The organism is Streptomyces sp. NPDC014727 (assembly GCF_043083485.1).
In the GTDB taxonomy this organism is placed as follows: Bacteria; Actinomycetota; Actinomycetes; order Streptomycetales; family Streptomycetaceae; genus Streptomyces.
In genome coordinates this window covers 1-17,225 of the sequence record NZ_JBIBYR010000016.1, presented here as the reverse complement: position 1 = coordinate 17,225, position 17,225 = coordinate 1, and the positions used below count along the sequence as shown (strand labels likewise).

Here is a 17,225-nt window from a genome sequence, read left to right as displayed (position 1 = left end):
AAGGCTTGACCCGCCGGTCGCGGAACCCTCCCTGCCGGCGGAAGGAGAGCGTTCAGCATGCGTTTCAGACGAAGAGCCGCACTGCTCAGCTTCACCTTGGCGACCACCCTGGCCGGCGGCGGCCTGGTGTACGGTGCCACCCCCGCCCCGAAGACCGGGGAGGACGCGGTAACCACCCCGTCCCAAGCAGAAGTCCGCACCGCGAAGGTCACCCTCGTCACCGGAGACCAGGTGACGGTGGCCATGAGGGCGGGCAAGACCCTCGCCGTCAACATCCTTCCGTACCACCGCAGTGCGGCCGAGCTGCGGACGTACACCGTCGGCACCGATGTGTACGTGATCCCGCGCGACGTCGAAGCGCTGGTGCACAACGGTCAGGTGGACGGCCGCCTGTTCAACGTCACCCAACTCATCGCCCAGGGGTACGACGATGCCCACCACGCATCGACCCCGATGATCGTGCGCTACGCGTCCGGCGCCAAGGACACCGCACCCGGCGGAGCCCGCCTCACACGGAAACTCCCCGGCGTACGCGGAGCCGCCGTCAACGCCGACAAGCGCAAGGGCGCCGCGTTCTGGGAGGCCATCGACGACGACAGTGCCCGCGCAGGTACCCCCAAGGCCCGCTTGTCAGGCGGCATCCAGCGCCTCTGGCTGGACGGGCGGGTCAAGGCGCTCCTCGACAGGAGCGTCCCGCAGATCGGCGCCCCGGAGGCGTGGAAGGACGGTTTCGACGGCACCGGCGTGAAGGTCGCGGTGCTGGACACCGGTGTCGACGCCACCCACCCCGACCTCGCCGACCGCATCGTGGCAAGCCGCAGCTTCGTCCCCGGCGAGACGGTGCGCGACGGCCACGGCCACGGCACCCACGTCGCCTCCACCATCCTGGGAAGCGGAGCCGCCTCCGGCGGGAAGTACCGGGGTGTGGCACCGGGCGCCGGACTGATCGTGGGCAAGGTGCTCGACGACGACGGCACCGGGTCGGATTCCTCGATCATCGAAGGGATGGACTGGGCCGCGCACTCGGGGGCGAAGGTCATCTCCATGAGCCTGGGCGGCGGGGAAGGCGCCGACGGCACCGACCCCATGTCGATGGCGGTCAACGAACTGACGGCGCAGACCGGCGTGCTGTTCACCATCGCGGCGGGCAACAGTGGCCCCGCGGCGACGTCCGTCGGCTCACCCGGAGCCGCGGACGCGGCCCTGACGGTCGGCGCCGTGGACTCCACCGACGCGGTCACCGACTTCTCCAGCCGGGGCCCACGAGGCGGTAACGGCGGGCTCAAGCCGGAGATCACCGCGCCGGGCTCGCGGATCGTCGCCGCCCGCGCCGCCGGCACGACGATGGGCACACCGGTGGACGGCTCGTACACCACCGCGAGTGGCACCTCCATGGCCACGCCGCACGTGGCCGGCGCCGCCGCCATCCTCGCGCAGCGCCACCCCGACTGGACGGCGGCCCGCTTGAAGAGCCAGCTGATCAGTACGGCCAAGACCACCGCCGCCACCTCCGTCTACGCCCAGGGCGCCGGCCGCGTGGACGTGGCACGCGCACTCCGGCAGCCCGTATCGGCCAGTGGCACGGCCGACTTCGGACTGCGGGACTGGGACGCCACCGCCCCGGTCGGGAAGAAGATCGAGTACGTCAACGACGGCGACCAGCCGGTCACCCTCGCCCTGAAGATCGAGAACGCGGGTGAGGAACTGCCGGCCGGAGTGCTCCGCCTGGGAGCCGACTCGGTGACCGTGCCGGCGCACGACACCGCCGAGGTCGACCTCACCCTCAACACCGTCGGCGTGACGACCGGATCCCACGGCGCGCACGTCACCGCGGTCTCCGCCGACGGGCGGACGGCGGCAGTGACGGCGGTCGGGTTCGGCCGGGACGTACAGCGGTTCGACGTCACGCTGAAGGTGCTCGACCGCGACGGCAAGCCGACGAGCGGCATCGCCGCGGTCACCGCCTGGCAGCTGGGCCGCTTCGGAATGCCCGAGACGTACCCGGTCGCAGCGGACGGGACCGTCGTGGCGCGGGTACCGCGCGGCGAGCACGCCTTCATCTCGGAGATCTTCCACTACAACTCCGACCGGAGCCGGCTGGAGGAGTACACCTACGCCGCCCAGCCGGGCACGATGATCGACTCCGATCGGACCTTCACCCTGGACGGCGCCAAGGCCGGCCCGGTCACCATGACCACCTCCCGGCCGACGGAGACCAACCGGGCCCGCATCGGTCTGAACTTCCAGGCCGTGGACGGCGACCTCGTCCACGACCGCGAGACGTGGCTGGACGGCGAGACGGCCGTGTACGCCGTCCCGTCGCAGACTGCGAACGAGCGCTTCGAATCGCGCGTCGGCTGGTCGCTCGGCGCACCCGCACTCGACGCCCGCCTCGTCGGGCACGGCAACCGGGCCCTGGACGCGGCCTACCTCGAGGGCTGGACGGGCTCCGCGCGTATCGACGGCACCCGCGTCCTGCGCGTGGCGAAGGCCGGCGAGGACGTCCGGGGCAAGCTCGCTCTGGTGAAGCGGAGCGCCGAGCGCACGGTGCGCGAGCAGGTCGACGACGCCGCGAACGCCGGTGCGCTCGCCATCCTCATCTACAACGACATCCCCGAGAACTGGCTCGCAGGCAACTGGGGCCCGACGGCCACCAAGATCCCGGCGATGACTCTCTCCGGCACCCAGGGCGCGGAGCTGGAGGCCCTGGGCAACGCCGTGATCAGGATCTCCGGTACGGCGGTGAGCCCGTACTCCTACGAACTGCTGAAGTACCGCAAGGGCGGCATCCCCGCCGACCAGCGCTACCGGGTACGCGACGAGGAACTGGCCACCGTGGACTCCTCGTTCCACGCCTCGACGCCGGCCACCGAAGGCGGATACGCCCGGCTGACGCGCTCGCCGATGCAGCCGACGGCGTACTTCGGCTTCGACCGGGTGGTCCTGCCGCGCTCCCGGACCGAGTACGTCTCCGCGAACGTGCCCACCTGGGAAGCGGTGAAGGCAGCTCCCGTGTGGACGTCGGACGGCTCCTGGAAGCTGACGGACATCTCGACGCTCAAGGCCGGACAGCGCGTGCACCGCGACTGGAACAAGGCCGTGGTCCGCACCGCGCTGCGGGACGCACAGTCCAACTCGGCCGTCCGGCAGGGCGATGTCGGTGCGGTGCTGTCGGGCGGTCTGCTCGACACCGCACCGGACCAATCCTTCTCCGTCGAAGCCGCAAGCGACAAGGCGCTGTCCACCGTCTACCGGGACGGTCAGCTCCTCGGCAGCATCCGTTCGGCGCCCGTCGCCTTCCCGATGACGGCAGAGCGCGCTGAATACCGCGTGGTCACCGACGTGCAGCGGGACGCCCCCGGCTGGACGACCTCCACCAAGGTGCGCACCGACTGGCGCTTCCACTCCGAGCGGAAGGAAGGTCTGACCCTGCTCCCCGTCCTGTCGGTCGACTACCGGCTCGACGTCGACCAGGCCAACAGCGCCCGGCCGCACTCCACCACCCGCGTCGGACTGGGCGTGCGCCACCCCAAGGGCCTGAATGGTCTGAAGCTCGCCGGGGCGAAGCTGTGGGCCTCGTACGACGACGGCATCAACTGGCGGCAGGTCCGCCTCGACGGCGGCCTCAACGGCAGGATCGGCAACCCCGCGAACGCGGGCTTCGTGTCGCTGCGCGTGCAGGCCACCGATGCCGATGGCAACTCCATCGAGCAGACGGTGACCCGCGCCTACCAGATCCGCCGCTGACCGATGCCGGGGCGCCTGCACCGCAGGCGCCCCGGCGTGCGCGTTCACCCAGCGACGGTGATGTGGGTGGGCCGCACGTGGTATTCGGCCACTGCTGGGCCCCGCGGGCGTCCGGGGCACAAGCTCCGCCCCGTACGCCCTTCGTCGTACAGCCCTCCACACTGCGCTCGGCGCGGTTCGGTGTGGCGGGGCTCACCCCACCCGCGGCTCGCCCGCGGGTGCGCCGCGGTCCTGCTCGCCCGCTCGGGCCGCGCCCGGTGCGGGCCCCTCGTCGGCCGGGGCGTCCGCCACCGACGGCACCACCTCCGGAGCGGGAATCGAGCGGACCAGCAGACTGACCGCGCACGCCACCGTGGTCACTGTCATCACCAGGTACATGACCCGGTAGTCCAGCACCCCGATCAGTGCAGCGCCCGCCGTGAGCGACAGGGTCTGCGCCCCGTCCTTCGCGGTGTTGACCGTGGCGTTGACGCGGCCCTGCATGCGGGCCGGAGCGTACAGGTGCACCGCCGCGCCCAGCACCACGGCCACGAACGGCAGGCCCGCACCGATGAGTGTCGTCCCGACGAGGAAGAGCGCCACATCGCGGGAGACGCACAGCAGCAGCCCCACCGCGACGAATCCGTAACCGACGCAGCTGGTACCGACGTCCCCCAGGCGCCGTACCACCGTCCCGGATATCAGACCGCCGAGCGCGGAACCGGCGCCCTGGATCGACGCCATGACCCCGACGAACGCCGCCGGGCGGCCCAGGCCGTGATCGACGGCGGCGAAGGCCGCGGTCTCCAGCATGCCGATGCCGCCGAGGAAGACGACCATCGCCAGCGTCAACCGGAACAGCAGCGGTGTGCCGCGCAGATACCGCAGGCCGGCGGCGAGGGAGGTGCCGAAGGACTCCTCGACGGGATCCGGTTCCGACTCGACCACCTGGACCGAAGCGATCAGCAGCGCGGCCGCGCTCAGTGTGAGCGCCCCCAACACGGCCAGCGCGACACCGCCGAAGGCCACGTACACCCCGGCGCCCGCCACCGGGGAGGCGATGCGCACGCCCTCCCTGGTGGCGATGAGGAGCGACCTGGCCTGGACGGCGTCGGACGACGGCAGCAGGTCCTTCAGCAGCGCCTGACGGGCGGGCGTGGAGACCAGCACCCCGTAGGCGAGGGCGACCACATAGATGATCCACAACTGGCCGGAGCCCCGGACGGCCAGCAGCGACAGCACGAGAACCGCCATGCCGCCGTACATCCTGACCAGCAGCGGTTTGCGATGCACTCGGTCCACGAGGTGCCCCAGCAAGGGCGCGGACAGGCCCGGCACGGTGAGTGCCAGCATGACCAGACCGGCGGCGGCGTTCGAGCCGGTGAGGTCCTTCGCCCAGATGGCGAGTGACAGAAACATGGCGCTGTCCCCGAAGCTGGAGACCGCCTCGCCGGCGAACATCCGACGGAACTGCGCATTGCGGCGAAGAAGCGCCCACACGGCTGACCTCCACTGCTGGCTGGGATGCGACCGGGGAAGGCACCCGTACGACGACGGGTTCCCTCCCCGGCCCTCGGTCGGTGAGCTGTCAGTTCTCGCCCATGGCCACCCGCAGGCTCCTGGGGCGCATGTCCGTCCAGACCGCGTCGATGTGGGCCAGGCACTCCTCGCGCCCGCCGCTGAAGTCCGTGCGGTGCCAGCCGGCCGGGAGCGGCCGCTGCTCGGCCCAGAGGCTGTACTGCTCCTCGTCGTTGTGGACCACGCTGTACCGGGTGCCGGTCGTCTGCTCGCTCATGAGTCTGCTGCCTTTCTGACTGACGGTTGAATCGACTGGAAGGATCTGTTCGGGCGCACGACCGGTGACGGTGTGCTGTGCCTTGTTCAGGGTCGTCTCAGGCGCTCCTCGACGATCCGCCGCACCCTGTTGCGGTCGGTCTTCCCCGAGGCGTTGCGCGGCAGTTCGTCGAAGAACAACAAGCGTCCCGGCCGCATGTGGACCGGCAGGTCCCGCCGCAGACGTGCGCGCAGCGCGGCCTCGGCGGCCCCCTGGCCGACGGGTTCGCCCTCCCCGGCCCGGTACACCACGGCGAGGTGCAACTCGGCCCGCCCACGCAGCGCTTCGGTGAGCAGGGCGACCGCCTGCGAGACGCCTGGGGTGCGCTCGGCGACCGACTCGATCTCGCCCAGCTCGACCCGGTGTCCGCGGATCTTCACCTGGTCGTCGATCCGGCCGTGGAAGAAGTACTGCCCGTCGGCACCGATCCGCACCATGTCACCGGTCAGATAGGCACGGGAGCCGTCGGGCCCGGTGGTGAAGGACCGGGCGGTGAGACCGGGCTCACCGACGTAGCCGCGCGCCACGCCGACCCCGTAGAGGCAGAGTTCACCGACCTCACCCTCGGGCAGGGGCTGCCGCGACCCGTCCAGCACCTGGGCGCGCAGGCCGGTTATCGGCACGCCTATCGGCAGCGGGTCCCGGTAGGGGGGACGGACCTCGGTGCACAGGCCGCAGACGGTCGTCTCGGTGGGGCCGTACCCGTTCCACAAGGTACCGACGACCCCGTCCAACTCCTCGGCCAGCGCGGCGGGCAGCGCCTCCCCGGCGCTGACCAGGTGGGTGAAGGCCCGCTCACCGGCCAGGAAGGGAAGCAGCAGCCGCAGCTGACTGGGTGTGGCGTACGCGGCGCCGGGCGCCTGGGTGAGCAGCCATTTCGCGAAGAACTCCGGGTTGCGCGCACACCGCGACGGAGCGACGGCGATCGTGCCGCCGCTCGTCAGCGGCACCAGCATCTCCGGCACCGACATGTCGAAGACGATGCTGCTGTGCGCGAGCATCCGGTCGCCCGGCCCCAGCCCCATGGACTCGGAGAAGTGGTCCAGCATGGTGAGCAGCCCGGTGTGCTCGATCTCCACCCCCTTCGGGAGCCCGGTCGAGCCCGAGGTGAACAGGATGTACGCGGCAGGCTCGCCCGCGTCCTGCGGGCCGGTGGTCCCGGTCGCCCGCGCGGAGACCACGTCGGCGACGGCGGCGCGGACGATGCCGTCGGCGTACGGAAAGGGAACGGCCGCCTCGCAGCCCGCCTGTCGGACCTGGTGGCGGCGGCGCTCGGCCGGCGCGGCCGGATCGAGCGGCACCGCCACCGCGTCCAGCAGCCAGGTCGCCAGCAGGGCGACCACGTAGTCGGTGCCGTACCCGCACTCGACAGCGACCCGCGTACCGGGGCGTACTCCATCGGCCGACAGCCCGGCCGCGCGGGCGCGGGCGGCGGACTCCAGTGCCGCGTAGCTCAGTTCGCCGCTCTCGTCGACGATCGCCACGGCGCCCGGCTGGACCTGCGCCCAGTGCAGGAAGCGGCCCAGGGAAGGAGCGGAGCTCACAGCCCACCTCCCGTCAGTTCCTGCCGCACGAGGGTGGTGAGCCCGCCCAGGGTGGGATTCTCGAAGAAGTCGACCAGATCGATCGTGACGTCCAGCTCCTCGCCGAGGAGGGCCAGCAGCCGCATGGCCTTGATGGAATGTCCGCCCGCGTTCAGGAAGTTGTCCTCCGGCCGGACGCTCCCGGTGCCGAGCACCTCCTGCCAGAGTGCGGTGACCGTGCCGTCGACCGGGTCGCCGTCCTGCGACAGATCGGCGGACTCCGCCGGAGCACAGCCACCGGCCGCGGCCGACGTCGACAGGAGTGCCTCGCGGTCCGCCTTTCCATTGGCGGTGACGGGGATGCGGTCGACGACGATCAACGTCGGCAGCATGTACTGCGGCAGTTCGCTGCGCAGTCCGTCCCCGAGCACGGTGACGTCCAGGGCCGCCTGCGGTCCGTCCCCGGCGGTCTCCGATGCCACGAAGGCGGTGATCTCGATGCCGTCGTCCGTCGGACGTGCGTGCACGACGGCGTCGGCTACCCCGTGCTGCCTCCGTACCGCCGCCTCGATCTCGGCGAGTTCGACGCGATGGCCACGCACCTTCACCTGGTCGTCGAGCCGCCCCACGTACTCGTACCGTTCACCGGGCAGGACCCGTACCTGGTCGCCCGTGCGGTAGAGCCGCTGCCCGGGACGCCCGGCGAACGGGTCGGGGACGAAAGCAGCGGCGGTCTGCGCCGGGGCGTCGAGGTAGCCGTGGGCGAGCCCCTCGCCGCCCACGTGCAGTTCCCCGGTCCCGCCGGTACCGACCCGGTGCCCGGATGCGTCGAGGACGTACGCCGTGCTGCGCGGGAGCGGACGGCCGAGGGGGACCACGCCCTCGGCGAGATCCTCGGCGGTCACCTCGTGGGTGGTGCTGAACGTGGTGTTCTCGGTGGGACCGTAGCCGTTCACCACAGCGGCGGGCGGGGCGGCCGCGAACAGCTTCCCCAGCCTGCGTGCATCGTGCTTCTCGCCGCCGAAGAGCAGCACCCGAAGATCCCGGAAGGCGTCCGGTGCGAAGTCCACCATCTGGTTGAGGAGCGTCACGGTGAGGAACATGACGGAGATGCGCTCGTCGGTGAGGAAGGAACGCATCCGCCGCGGTGACAGCAGGACGTCCCGGTCCGCGACGACGAGCGTGCCGCCGCCGGCCAGCGCTCCCCAGATCTCCAGCGTCGCCGCGTCGAAGGCGGGATTGGAGACATGGGCGACCCGGTCGGCGGGGCCGAACGTCACGAAGTCCGCGTCCGGCACCAGCCGTACGACGGCACGGTGCGGCACCACCACCGCCTTGGGACGGCCCGTCGAGCCCGAGGTGCAGATCACGTAGGCGACATCGGCGCCCGTCACCCCCGCCGGGGCCACCGGGGCCTCGTCGGTGACGAGCAGCTTCCCCAGCAGGTGGGTGGGCACGACCTCTGCGAGCAGCTCCGCCGCGGCGTCGTCCGCGACGACGGCCACCGTCGCCGCGGTCCGCACGATGTGCCGGGTGCGCTCGGCCGGCTGAGCGATGTCCACCGGCAGGTAGGCGGCGCCCGCGTACAGGACGCCGAGGCATGTGGTGACCGACGCGATGCCACGCTCCATGGGCACGGCCACCACCGCGCCGCGGCCGATCCCGGCCGTCCGGAGTCCCGCGGCCACCACGCTCGCCCGCCGGTCCAGCTCCCCGTACGTCAGCGTCGCCCGCCCGTGTCGCACCGCCACCGCGCCAGGGTGCTCCACGGCCCGGCGGTGCACCCTTTCGTGGATCGGTACGAACGCGTCGAGCGCGTCCGTACCACACTCCGGTAGCGGGGCGTCCGGTTGTGCGAAGGCCTCGCCGACGGCCGTCACCATGCGTCGGTGGAGGGCGGCCGCCGCCTCGTCGGTGAACAGGTCCGTGGAGTACTCCAGTTCGCAGACTGTTCCGCGACCGGTCCGCGTGACCAGCCACAACACCTCGTACTTCGCGGTGCCCGTGCCGATCTGCTCACGCTCGGCGCTGTGACCGTCCCATCGCAGCCCGCACCGTGTGGTGTCCATGTACGTGAGGGCGGTCTGAGCCAGCGGGGCCCGCGAACGGTCGGTGCCGGACCGTACCTCCTCGACGAGCGTCTGGAAGGGCACCTGCTGATGGGCCAGGGCACCGGTCACCACACGACGCACCAACCGCACCACGTCACGGGCCGTGGCCCCCGGTCGGACGGTGAACCGCAGCGGGAGCGTATCGACGAACATGCCGACCTCGCCCGCCTGGGCAGGACCCCGCGACGAGGCCGGCACGGCGAGCACCAGATCCCGGTCGCCCGTCACCGCGATCAGGCCGGTCACATAGGCGGCCACCCATGCCATGAACGCACTGAGCCGTTCCTCCTCGGCCGACGACAGGATCGTCGACACCTGCTCGTCCGTGAGCAGGATGCGATGGGCGGCGCCTGCGACACCGGGCCGCGCAGGACGGGCCAGATCGTGCGGCAGGGACAACGCCCCCGGGCAGCCGGCGAGCATCGTCCGCCAGTGGTCCAGCGCCGCCCCGGCATCCCGGGGCCGTACGGACCCGGCCCGCCGGCCGGCGGATTCACCCTCCCACCCCGTGCCCTCTGGGCCCGAGCCGTCCTCGTAGAGGTGCTGGAGCTGAGTTTCGAGGAGGTCCAGCGAGACCCCGTCGCACACCAAGTGGTGCACGGTCAGGACCAGTTCAGCGCCCGCGTCGCCCCGGTCCACGACGAGTGCGCGCAACAGCGGAGGCCGACCGAGGTCGAACGGTGTGCGCACCTCGGTGTCGACGAGTTCGCGCACACTCTCGTCCGACACGCCCCGCGCGTCCACCCACCGGCAGGCCACGGAGGCCTTCTGCGCGGTCAGTGAGAGCGCGGGCTTCACGAAGCCGCGCCGCAGTGCCTCGTGCCGTGCCGCCAGCGTGTCGAGCGCGGCGCGCAGCCTGATGACGTCGAGACCCCCGGGGAGGCGGTAACGGACGGCGAGATGGTAGACGGCGCTTCCCGGGTGGAGCTGTTCGGCGGTCCACAGCCGTTCCTCGGCAGCGGTCAGCTCTCTCGTCTCCGGCGCTCCCTGGTCGGGGCCTCCGCTCAACACCGCCGACAGTGCGCCGAACTCCGGGTACTCGTAGAGGATGTCCAGTTCGAGGTCCTGGCCCATGAGTTCGCGCAGCGAGATCGCCACCTCCACGGAGAGGACGGAGTCGCCGCCCTCGTCGAAGAAGTTGCAGTCGTCGCGGACGTCGTCCAGGCCGAGAGCGTCGCGCCAGATCGCGGCGACGGCCTCACGGAGCTCCGCCGCGGAACGTCCCCCTGCGGGGGCGGGCCGCTCACTCATCGGTCGCCCCCGTGGTCCCGGCGGCCGACGGCTGGTCGCGGGTCACCAGCCAGTCGCCGATCGCCAGCGCGTCCAGCGTCGAGCGAGCGTACGTGGCGACCGCGACGTCCGGCGTCCGCACGATCGGCTGGCCGCGCAGATTGAACGAGGTGTTGACCACCATCGGGACGCCCCGGTCGTCACCGACCCGGCGGATCAGGCGCCAGAACCTCGGCGCGCTCTCCCGGTCGACGGTCTGCACCCGGGCCGAGCCGTCGACATGTGTGATCGACGGCAGCCTGTCACGGTACTCGGGCCGCACCTGTGCCACGAACAGCATGTGACGGTACATCGATTCCTGACCCGGCTCGATCTCGAAGTAGGTGGTGGCCTCCTCCGCCAGGACGGCCGGCGCGAACGGCCGGAACTCCTCACGCTGCTTCACGACGGTGTTCAGATGGGCACGCATGCCGGGCGACGCCGGGTCCGCGAGGATGCTCCGGTTGCCCAGCGCACGCGGGCCGAACTCCATCCGCCCCTGGAACCACGAGACGACCTTCCCCGCGCCGATCAGCGACGACACCTCGGCCAGCAGTTCGTCCTCGGCCAGCTTCCGTACGGTGAATCCGGCACCCAGCCCACGCAGCTGCGCCTCGATGTCCGCGTCGTCGAACTCCTCGCCCCAGTAAGGCATCGTCATCGGGGCCGGCGGCGCCGGTACGTGCTGCTGGAGCTGCCACAGAGCCGCGCCGAGGGCCGTGCCGTCGTCCCCCGACGCCGGCTGCACGAACACCCGGTCGAACAGACCGCTGCGGGCGATCACTCCGTTGGCCGTGCAGTTCAGCGCGACGCCACCCGCCATGCACAGATTGCGGGAGCCGCCCGCGCCATCCGCCGTCTCGCGCAAGACATACAGGAGGCTCTCCTCCAGCTTGCGCTGGACGGTCGCCGCGACATCCATGTGCCGCTGGTCGAGCGGTGCCTCCGGATGCCGGGCCGGACCGAACAGCTCCTCCAGCCGTCGGATGGCCCCCCGGTGCGTCTCGCGCTCCGTCGGTGACTTGTCGTGCGCCAGGACGGGGACCAGCAGCCGTCCGCCCGGAGCCCTGCGCACCAGCTCGTCAGCCACATTCGCGTACCGGCTCGCGTCCCCGTAGGGCGCCAGGCCCATCACCTTGTACTCGTCCATCCCCGGCAGGAACCCCAGGTACTGGGTGACGACGCTGTAGAGGATGCCCAGTGACGCGGATATGGAGTAGCTGCGCACACCGTGCAATGCGTCACCGCTGCCCCGCAGCACCGACGTGGACTCGGCCTCGCCCATACCGTCGGCCACCAGAACCGTCGCGTCGGGGAACCCGCTCAGGTAGTAGCTGCTGGCGGCGTGGGCGACATGGTGGCCCACCCGGACGAACTTGCGCTCCCAGTCCTGGTCCGGATAGTGCGCGCGCAACACCTCGTACTGCACGTCCTCGCTGTACACCTCGCGGTACCAGCGCCGGGCGAACTCGTCGCGCTCGAACGCGGCGGTCGGTTCGTACCGGAAGCCGTGCGCGACGAAGTCGACGTCGTCCAGGGTCACTCCGGCCATTCTCAGGCAGGCCTCGACCGCGTCGACGGGGAAGGCCCCCGTGCCCTTCACCCCGTCGTGCCGCTCCTGCGCCGAGGCGGCGATCACGCCCTGCTCCCCGACCAGGGCCGCGGCCGAGTCGAGGCCCTGCACCACACGCTGTTCCCGCCGGTCCAGGCCGGGCAGCATGTTCTTCTTGACGGACAACGATCGGTCGAGTCCGCTGACACCGAGCACCAGCACGTCGAGTTCCTTTCGAAAGGGTCCAGCCGGATTCGGATGTGTACGGCGGATCAGGACCGGCCGGACACACCCCCGTCGGTCTGATCTGTCGGATCGTCCGGGCCGGCGAACACCTCGGCCACGTCCCCGATCCAGGGCTCCCGCATGAGCTGGTAGTGATCGCCGTCGGCGTACGAGACACGCAGCGTCCCGGCGCACCGCTCCCACCCGGTGATCTGGGCACGGACGGCCGCCTCCTCGCTCCGGTGGGACACCACGAGGTGCACGGGGCCCGGGTAGGGGGAGGGCCGGTGCCCGGCCAGGCCGGACAGCATCCCCTGCCAGAACTCCATGAGTGACGCGGTGACGGGCCCGTTCAGCTCGGCCAGCGCCTCCGCGTCCACGCCGAGCAGTCGCAGCACGTCGTCGATGGCGTGCTCCGCCAGGAGCCGGCGCGGTCCCAGCCGTGCCACATCAATACGCAGCCGCTCCAGCGCCGCCGCGTCCGCCGCCGTGTCCGGTCCCTGTCGGGGAGCGGCGTCGATGACGACGACACGATCGGCCACGATGCCCCGGTCCGCCAGCCGTGAGGCGACCTCGTGCGCCAGCACACCGCCCGCCGACCAGCCCGCGATCACGGGCCGCCGCCCCCGGAGCAGGGGCGCCAGTTCGCGGGCGTAACCCGACGCCAGCGAGGCGAAGTCGGCCGTGTCCCCGCCGCCCATCAGGTCCCCCTGGACCCCGAGGACCTCGAAGGACCCCGAGATCCGGGCCGTCAGATCCCGGTAACAGAAGAGCGTGCCGCCGAGCGGATGCACCAGCACCAGCGGCTGGAGTCCGGGAGAGCCGCCGAGGCCGATGACGCTGCGCGGGCCGCCCCTTCGGCCCCTGCCCTCACGCTCGTGCCGCGCGTCGTCGAGGTACGCCGCCTGACCCGCCAGTGTGGGAGTGCTGTACAGCTGCGGCAGGGGAACCGTGGTGCCGAACGTGGCGTCCAGCTCACCCGCGAGCCGTACGGCCAGCAGACTGTGACCGCCGATCGAGAAGAAGTCGTCCTGCCGGTCGGCACGAAGGCCGAGGAGCTTGTGCCACACCTCGGCGACGCGCAGCTCCGTCCGGGAGAACGCCGACTCCGTCGCGCCACGACCCGGTACGCCCGGACCCCCGATTCCTTCAGATGACCCGATTCCTTCGGGACCCGAGCCGGGGCCGGCCGTCAGCAGGGCGCCACGGTCCAGCTTTCCGGCCGGGGTGAGCGGCAACGCGTCGACCACGACGAAGTGCGCCGGAACCGCTGCCGACGACAGCCGCGAGGCGGCATGCCGTCTCAGTTCCCGCTGGTCGGGGGCACCGCCCTGGGCCGGTACGATGTTCGCCAGCAGCCCCTCGTGGTCCGGATGGCGGCCGACGATCGCACCGGCCACGCCCGGATGGGCGCGCAGCACCGCCTCGACCTCCTCCGGCTCGACGCGCTCGCCGAGCACCTTCAGCTGGTGATCCACCCGCCCCAGGAACTCGAGATCGCCGGAGTCGGTGAGACGGCCGACATCACCCGTGCGGTAGAGACGACTGCCCGCCGGGCCCCAGGGGTCCGGCACGAAGCGCACGGCCGTGGCCTTGGGCCGGCCGAGATAGCCCCGGCCCACCCCGGCTCCGCCGACGCAGATCTCACCCGCGGTGCCGGGCGGCACTTCTCGCCCTGCGGCGTCCAGGAGATGGATCCGGGTGTTGGCGCAGGGCCGGCCGATGACGGGCCCGCCGTCGCCGGTCACCCGTGAGACGGTCGCCTCGACCGTCGCCTCCGCAGGCCCGTAACTGTTGAACACCTGCACCCCGGACCGTACGCCCAGCGCCGTCCACAGATCGGGCGGGCACGCCTCGCCCCCGAACACGAGCAGCCGGGGCGGCCACGGAGCATCCAACAATCCTTGTTCTAGGAGGAGTTGAAGCTGGACGGTGGTCGTGTCGATGACGTCCACGGCCCGCTCACGGTCATGGGCGAGGGCGACGAGATGTCCGGGGTCACGCCGCTGCTCCTCGTTCAGCACGCACAGTGTGTGACCGTCGAGCACCAGGAGAACCTGCGCCAGCAGGAAGTCGGAGATGTACGCCGATGTGCCGGTCACCACCCGCAGCGGCTTCTCGGCCCCCAATGAACGGGTGCGCGCCAGCGGTGTTCCCACCGCGTAGGCGGCGAGGCTGCCGTGCTCGATCATGACGCCCTTGGGGCCGCCGGTGGTGCCGGATGTGAACATCACATAGGCCAGGTCGCGGGCGCTCACGGACGGAAGCGCGGGACTGTCCGGGTCCTCCCCGGACCGCGAACCGGTCTCCTCCTGCCCTGCCTCGTGCGTGACGGACGACAGATCGAACAGCGGGTGACCGCTCGGGGCGGCCTTCGGGTCGTCGGTGATCAGCACCACGGGCCGGGCCTGATCCAGCATCGAGCGCAGGCGGTGTTCCGGCAGCCCGGGATCGAGCGGGACGAACGCGGCCCCCGCCTTCCACACCGCCCAGAAGGTGGTCAGCGCTGCCGATCCGGGCCGCAGGAAGATTCCGACGAGATCGCCGTGACGCACCCCGTCCCGGCGCAGGCGCCGGGCGAGGCGGTCGCTGTCCGCGTCCAGCCGGGCCAGGCTGATCCGTGTCCCGTCGTCCTCGATCGCGAGCGCGTCCGGAGTACGGGCGGCCTGCCGCCGCAGCAACTCGTGCACCGGAACCCTGCCGGCCGCCCGGGCGTCCGTCGTGTAGTTCAGCATGTCGAGCAGCGCCTGCTCGGCCTCGCTCAGCAATGGCGCCCCGTACGCGTCCGCTCCGATGTCCGCCGCCACCGCTTCCAGTGCCCGCAGGTGGTAGTCGCGCAGCCGGGTGACCTGGTCGGCCGACAGCTCCGCGGTGTCGTACTCCAGCTCCATCCACATCCCGCCGAGTACCGATTCCCGGCTGAGCGTGACGCTGAACGGGAAGCTCGTGGGAGCCACGCCAGGGACGTCGCTGCCCGGTCCCTCCTTGGCCAGTGCACCCGCCTCGGCGAGCGCACCGAACTGCGGGAAGCTGTTGTAGGTGAAGTTGACCTCGAAGAGCGGTGCACCACCCAGCTCGCGCCGGAGTGCGGCCATCGGATACCTGCGGTGCGGCAGCATCTCGCGCTCGGCGTCGAACACGGCCCGCGCCAGATCGGCCCAGCTTCCCTCCGGCAGACGGAGCCTGAACGGCACGGTGTTGAGGAAGAGCCCCCGCACTTCGGCCCCGTCGGTCTCCTCCAGCCGCCCGTTGGCCGTCAGCCCGGTGATGACATCCGGGCTCCCCGTCGCCAGGCCCAACGCACGCAGATGGGCGGCCAGCAGCACTGCCTTGAGCGGAACACCGGCCTGCGCGGCACCGCGCTCCAGTGCGGCGAGGAGCTGCGGGGGCAGATGCGTGGTGACGTTGCGGTAGCCCGGCTCGTCGGACAACGCGGCCGAATCACACGGGAGGCGGGTGTCGGGGCGGTCGGTGAGGAGGTTGTGCCAGTAGGTGGTGTGTGCGGGGTTGGTGAGTGCGTCTTGTTCGGCTGCGATGTAGTCGCGGTAGGTGGAGCGCAGGGGTGGGAGCGTGGGGGTGTGGCCGCCGAGGAGAGTGTGGTAGGTGTCGATGATTTCGGCGAGGGTGGAGGCGAGGCTCCAGCCGTCGAGGATGGCGTGGTGGTCGGTGACGGTCCACTGGAAGGCGTCGTCGGACAGCACATGGACCGTCATCCGGAACAACGGTGCCGCACCGATGTCGAACACCTTCGCCCGCTCGGTACGGACGCACTCCCGCAGAGCCGTGCGCTGCGCGTCATCCCCGAGTCCCCGCAGATCCAGCACCGTCAGTTGCACATCGGCGTCGGTGTGCACCAGTTGGAGCGGCTTGCTGTAACCGGTCAGCGCCAATGACGTACGCAGAACGGGATGCCGCTTCACCACCAGCGCGAGAGCCCGCCGGAAGACCGGAGCGTCGAACGGACCGGCGACCGGAAGGTTCTCGACGTTCAGATAGGGGTTGCGGTCGGGGTCGCGTTGCATTTCGTAGACCATGCCGATCTGGAGTTCGGCCATGGGGTAGGCGTCGTCGAGGTGGTGGGGGAGGTGGTTGCGGTCGTGGGGTGTGAGGAGGGAGAAGGGTTGGGTGGTGGGTGGTGCGGTGGTGGGTTGTGTTGTGGTTGTGGTGGTGGCGAGGTCGGCGAGTGTGGGGTGGTGGAAGAGGTCTTGGAGGTGGAAGGTGAGTCCGTTGTCGCGGGCTCGACCGAGTATCTGGATGCTGCGGATGGAGTCGCCGCCGAGGTCGAAGAAGTTGTCGTGGCGGCCGATGCGGTCGACACCGAGGATGTCGGTCCAGATCGCTGCGAGCAGTTCCTCCGTCCCGGGCAGGGGGGCAGTGAACTCGGCTGTCAGGTCGGGGCGTTCGGTCGTCGGAGCGGGCAAGGCACGGTGGCTGAGCTTGCCCTGCGGGGTGAGCGGGAGGGAGTCGAGGAGGACGAAGTTCCTCGGGATCATGTAGTCGGGGAGGTTGCCGGCGAGGGCGTCGCGGAGTGCGCTGGTGGTGGGCCGGTCGGTGCCCGGTTCCGACACGAGATAGGCGACCAGGTCCGTATGGTTCTCAAGATCGTCCCGGACGACGACAACGGCCTGCAGGACCGCATCCAGCCGGGCCAACTGACTCTCGATCTCGCCCAGTTCGATGCGGTATCCGCGGATCTTGACCTGGGCGTCGGCCCGGCCGAGGTATTCCAGGTCGCCGGAGGGTGTCCAGCGGGCGAGGTCCCCGCTGCGGTAGAGGCGGGAACCGGGGGCCGGCGTCAGATGATCCGGTACGAATCGTTGTGCGGTGAGTGCGGGTTGACCGGTGTAGCCACGTGCCAGGCCCGCGCCGCCGACGTGGAGTTCGCCGATGACTCCGATCGGGGTGGGGTTCCCGTTCGGGTCGAGGACGTGGAGTCGGAGGTCGGGGAGGGGGTGTCCGATTCTGGTGGTGTTGTTGTTGAGTTG

Annotated in this window: 7 protein-coding genes; 1 reads left to right on the top strand and 6 read right to left on the bottom strand. The window is 71.0% G+C overall.

Going from position 1 to position 17,225, the window contains the following annotated elements; translation table 11 throughout:
* The first annotated feature begins 57 nt into the window (after nt 1–57).
* Entirely contained in the window at nt 58–3,747 is a 3,690-nt protein-coding gene (locus tag ACF1B9_RS24095) for a S8 family serine peptidase (protein ID WP_391743608.1), read from the top strand.
* A gap of 192 nt (nt 3,748–3,939) precedes the next feature.
* On the opposite strand, the gene ACF1B9_RS24090 is transcribed toward ACF1B9_RS24095, so the two are convergent.
* From ACF1B9_RS24090 to ACF1B9_RS24065, 6 genes are all read right to left on the bottom strand, one after another.
* Nucleotides 3,940–5,226 carry an MFS transporter gene (locus ACF1B9_RS24090; RefSeq protein ID WP_391743610.1) on the bottom strand — a complete coding sequence of 429 codons (1,287 nt, stop codon included), beginning with the start codon at nt 5,224–5,226 and terminating at the stop codon, nt 3,940–3,942.
* A gap of 88 nt (nt 5,227–5,314) precedes the next feature.
* Nucleotides 5,315–5,521: an MbtH family protein gene (locus ACF1B9_RS24085; RefSeq protein ID WP_391743611.1), complete on the bottom strand. Its 207-nt coding sequence runs from the start codon at nt 5,519–5,521 to the stop codon at nt 5,315–5,317.
* Nucleotides 5,522–5,607: 86 nt separating this feature from the next.
* Nucleotides 5,608–7,104, bottom strand: a complete 1,497-nt coding sequence (locus ACF1B9_RS24080) for an amino acid adenylation domain-containing protein (RefSeq protein WP_391743613.1) — start codon at nt 7,102–7,104, stop codon at nt 5,608–5,610.
* The gene (locus ACF1B9_RS24075) at nt 7,101–10,445 is read right to left on the bottom strand and encodes an amino acid adenylation domain-containing protein (protein WP_391743615.1); all 3,345 of its coding nucleotides are present in this window, start codon (nt 10,443–10,445) and stop codon (nt 7,101–7,103) included. The genes ACF1B9_RS24080 and ACF1B9_RS24075 overlap by 4 nt, the downstream gene beginning before the upstream one ends.
* The gene (locus tag ACF1B9_RS24070; RefSeq protein ID WP_391743617.1) at nt 10,438–12,237 is read right to left on the bottom strand and encodes a carbamoyltransferase; all 1,800 of its coding nucleotides are present in this window, start codon (nt 12,235–12,237) and stop codon (nt 10,438–10,440) included. The genes ACF1B9_RS24075 and ACF1B9_RS24070 overlap by 8 nt, the downstream gene beginning before the upstream one ends.
* A 50-nt stretch (nt 12,238–12,287) precedes the next feature.
* Nucleotides 12,288–17,225 (bottom strand): amino acid adenylation domain-containing protein (locus ACF1B9_RS24065; RefSeq protein ID WP_391795938.1); only part of this gene is annotated, 4,938 nt, incomplete at its 5' end.

Bases quoted from the DNA above. Each gene is read 5' to 3' on its own strand.
- ACF1B9_RS24075 (WP_391743615.1), bottom strand. From the start codon at position 10,445: ATGAGTGAGCGGCCCGCCCCCGCAGGGGGACGTTCCGCGGCGGAGCTC.
- ACF1B9_RS24085 (WP_391743611.1), bottom strand. From the start codon at position 5,521: ATGAGCGAGCAGACGACCGGCACCCGGTACAGCGTGGTCCACAACGAC.
- ACF1B9_RS24095 (WP_391743608.1), top strand. From the start codon at position 58: ATGCGTTTCAGACGAAGAGCCGCACTGCTCAGCTTCACCTTGGCGACC.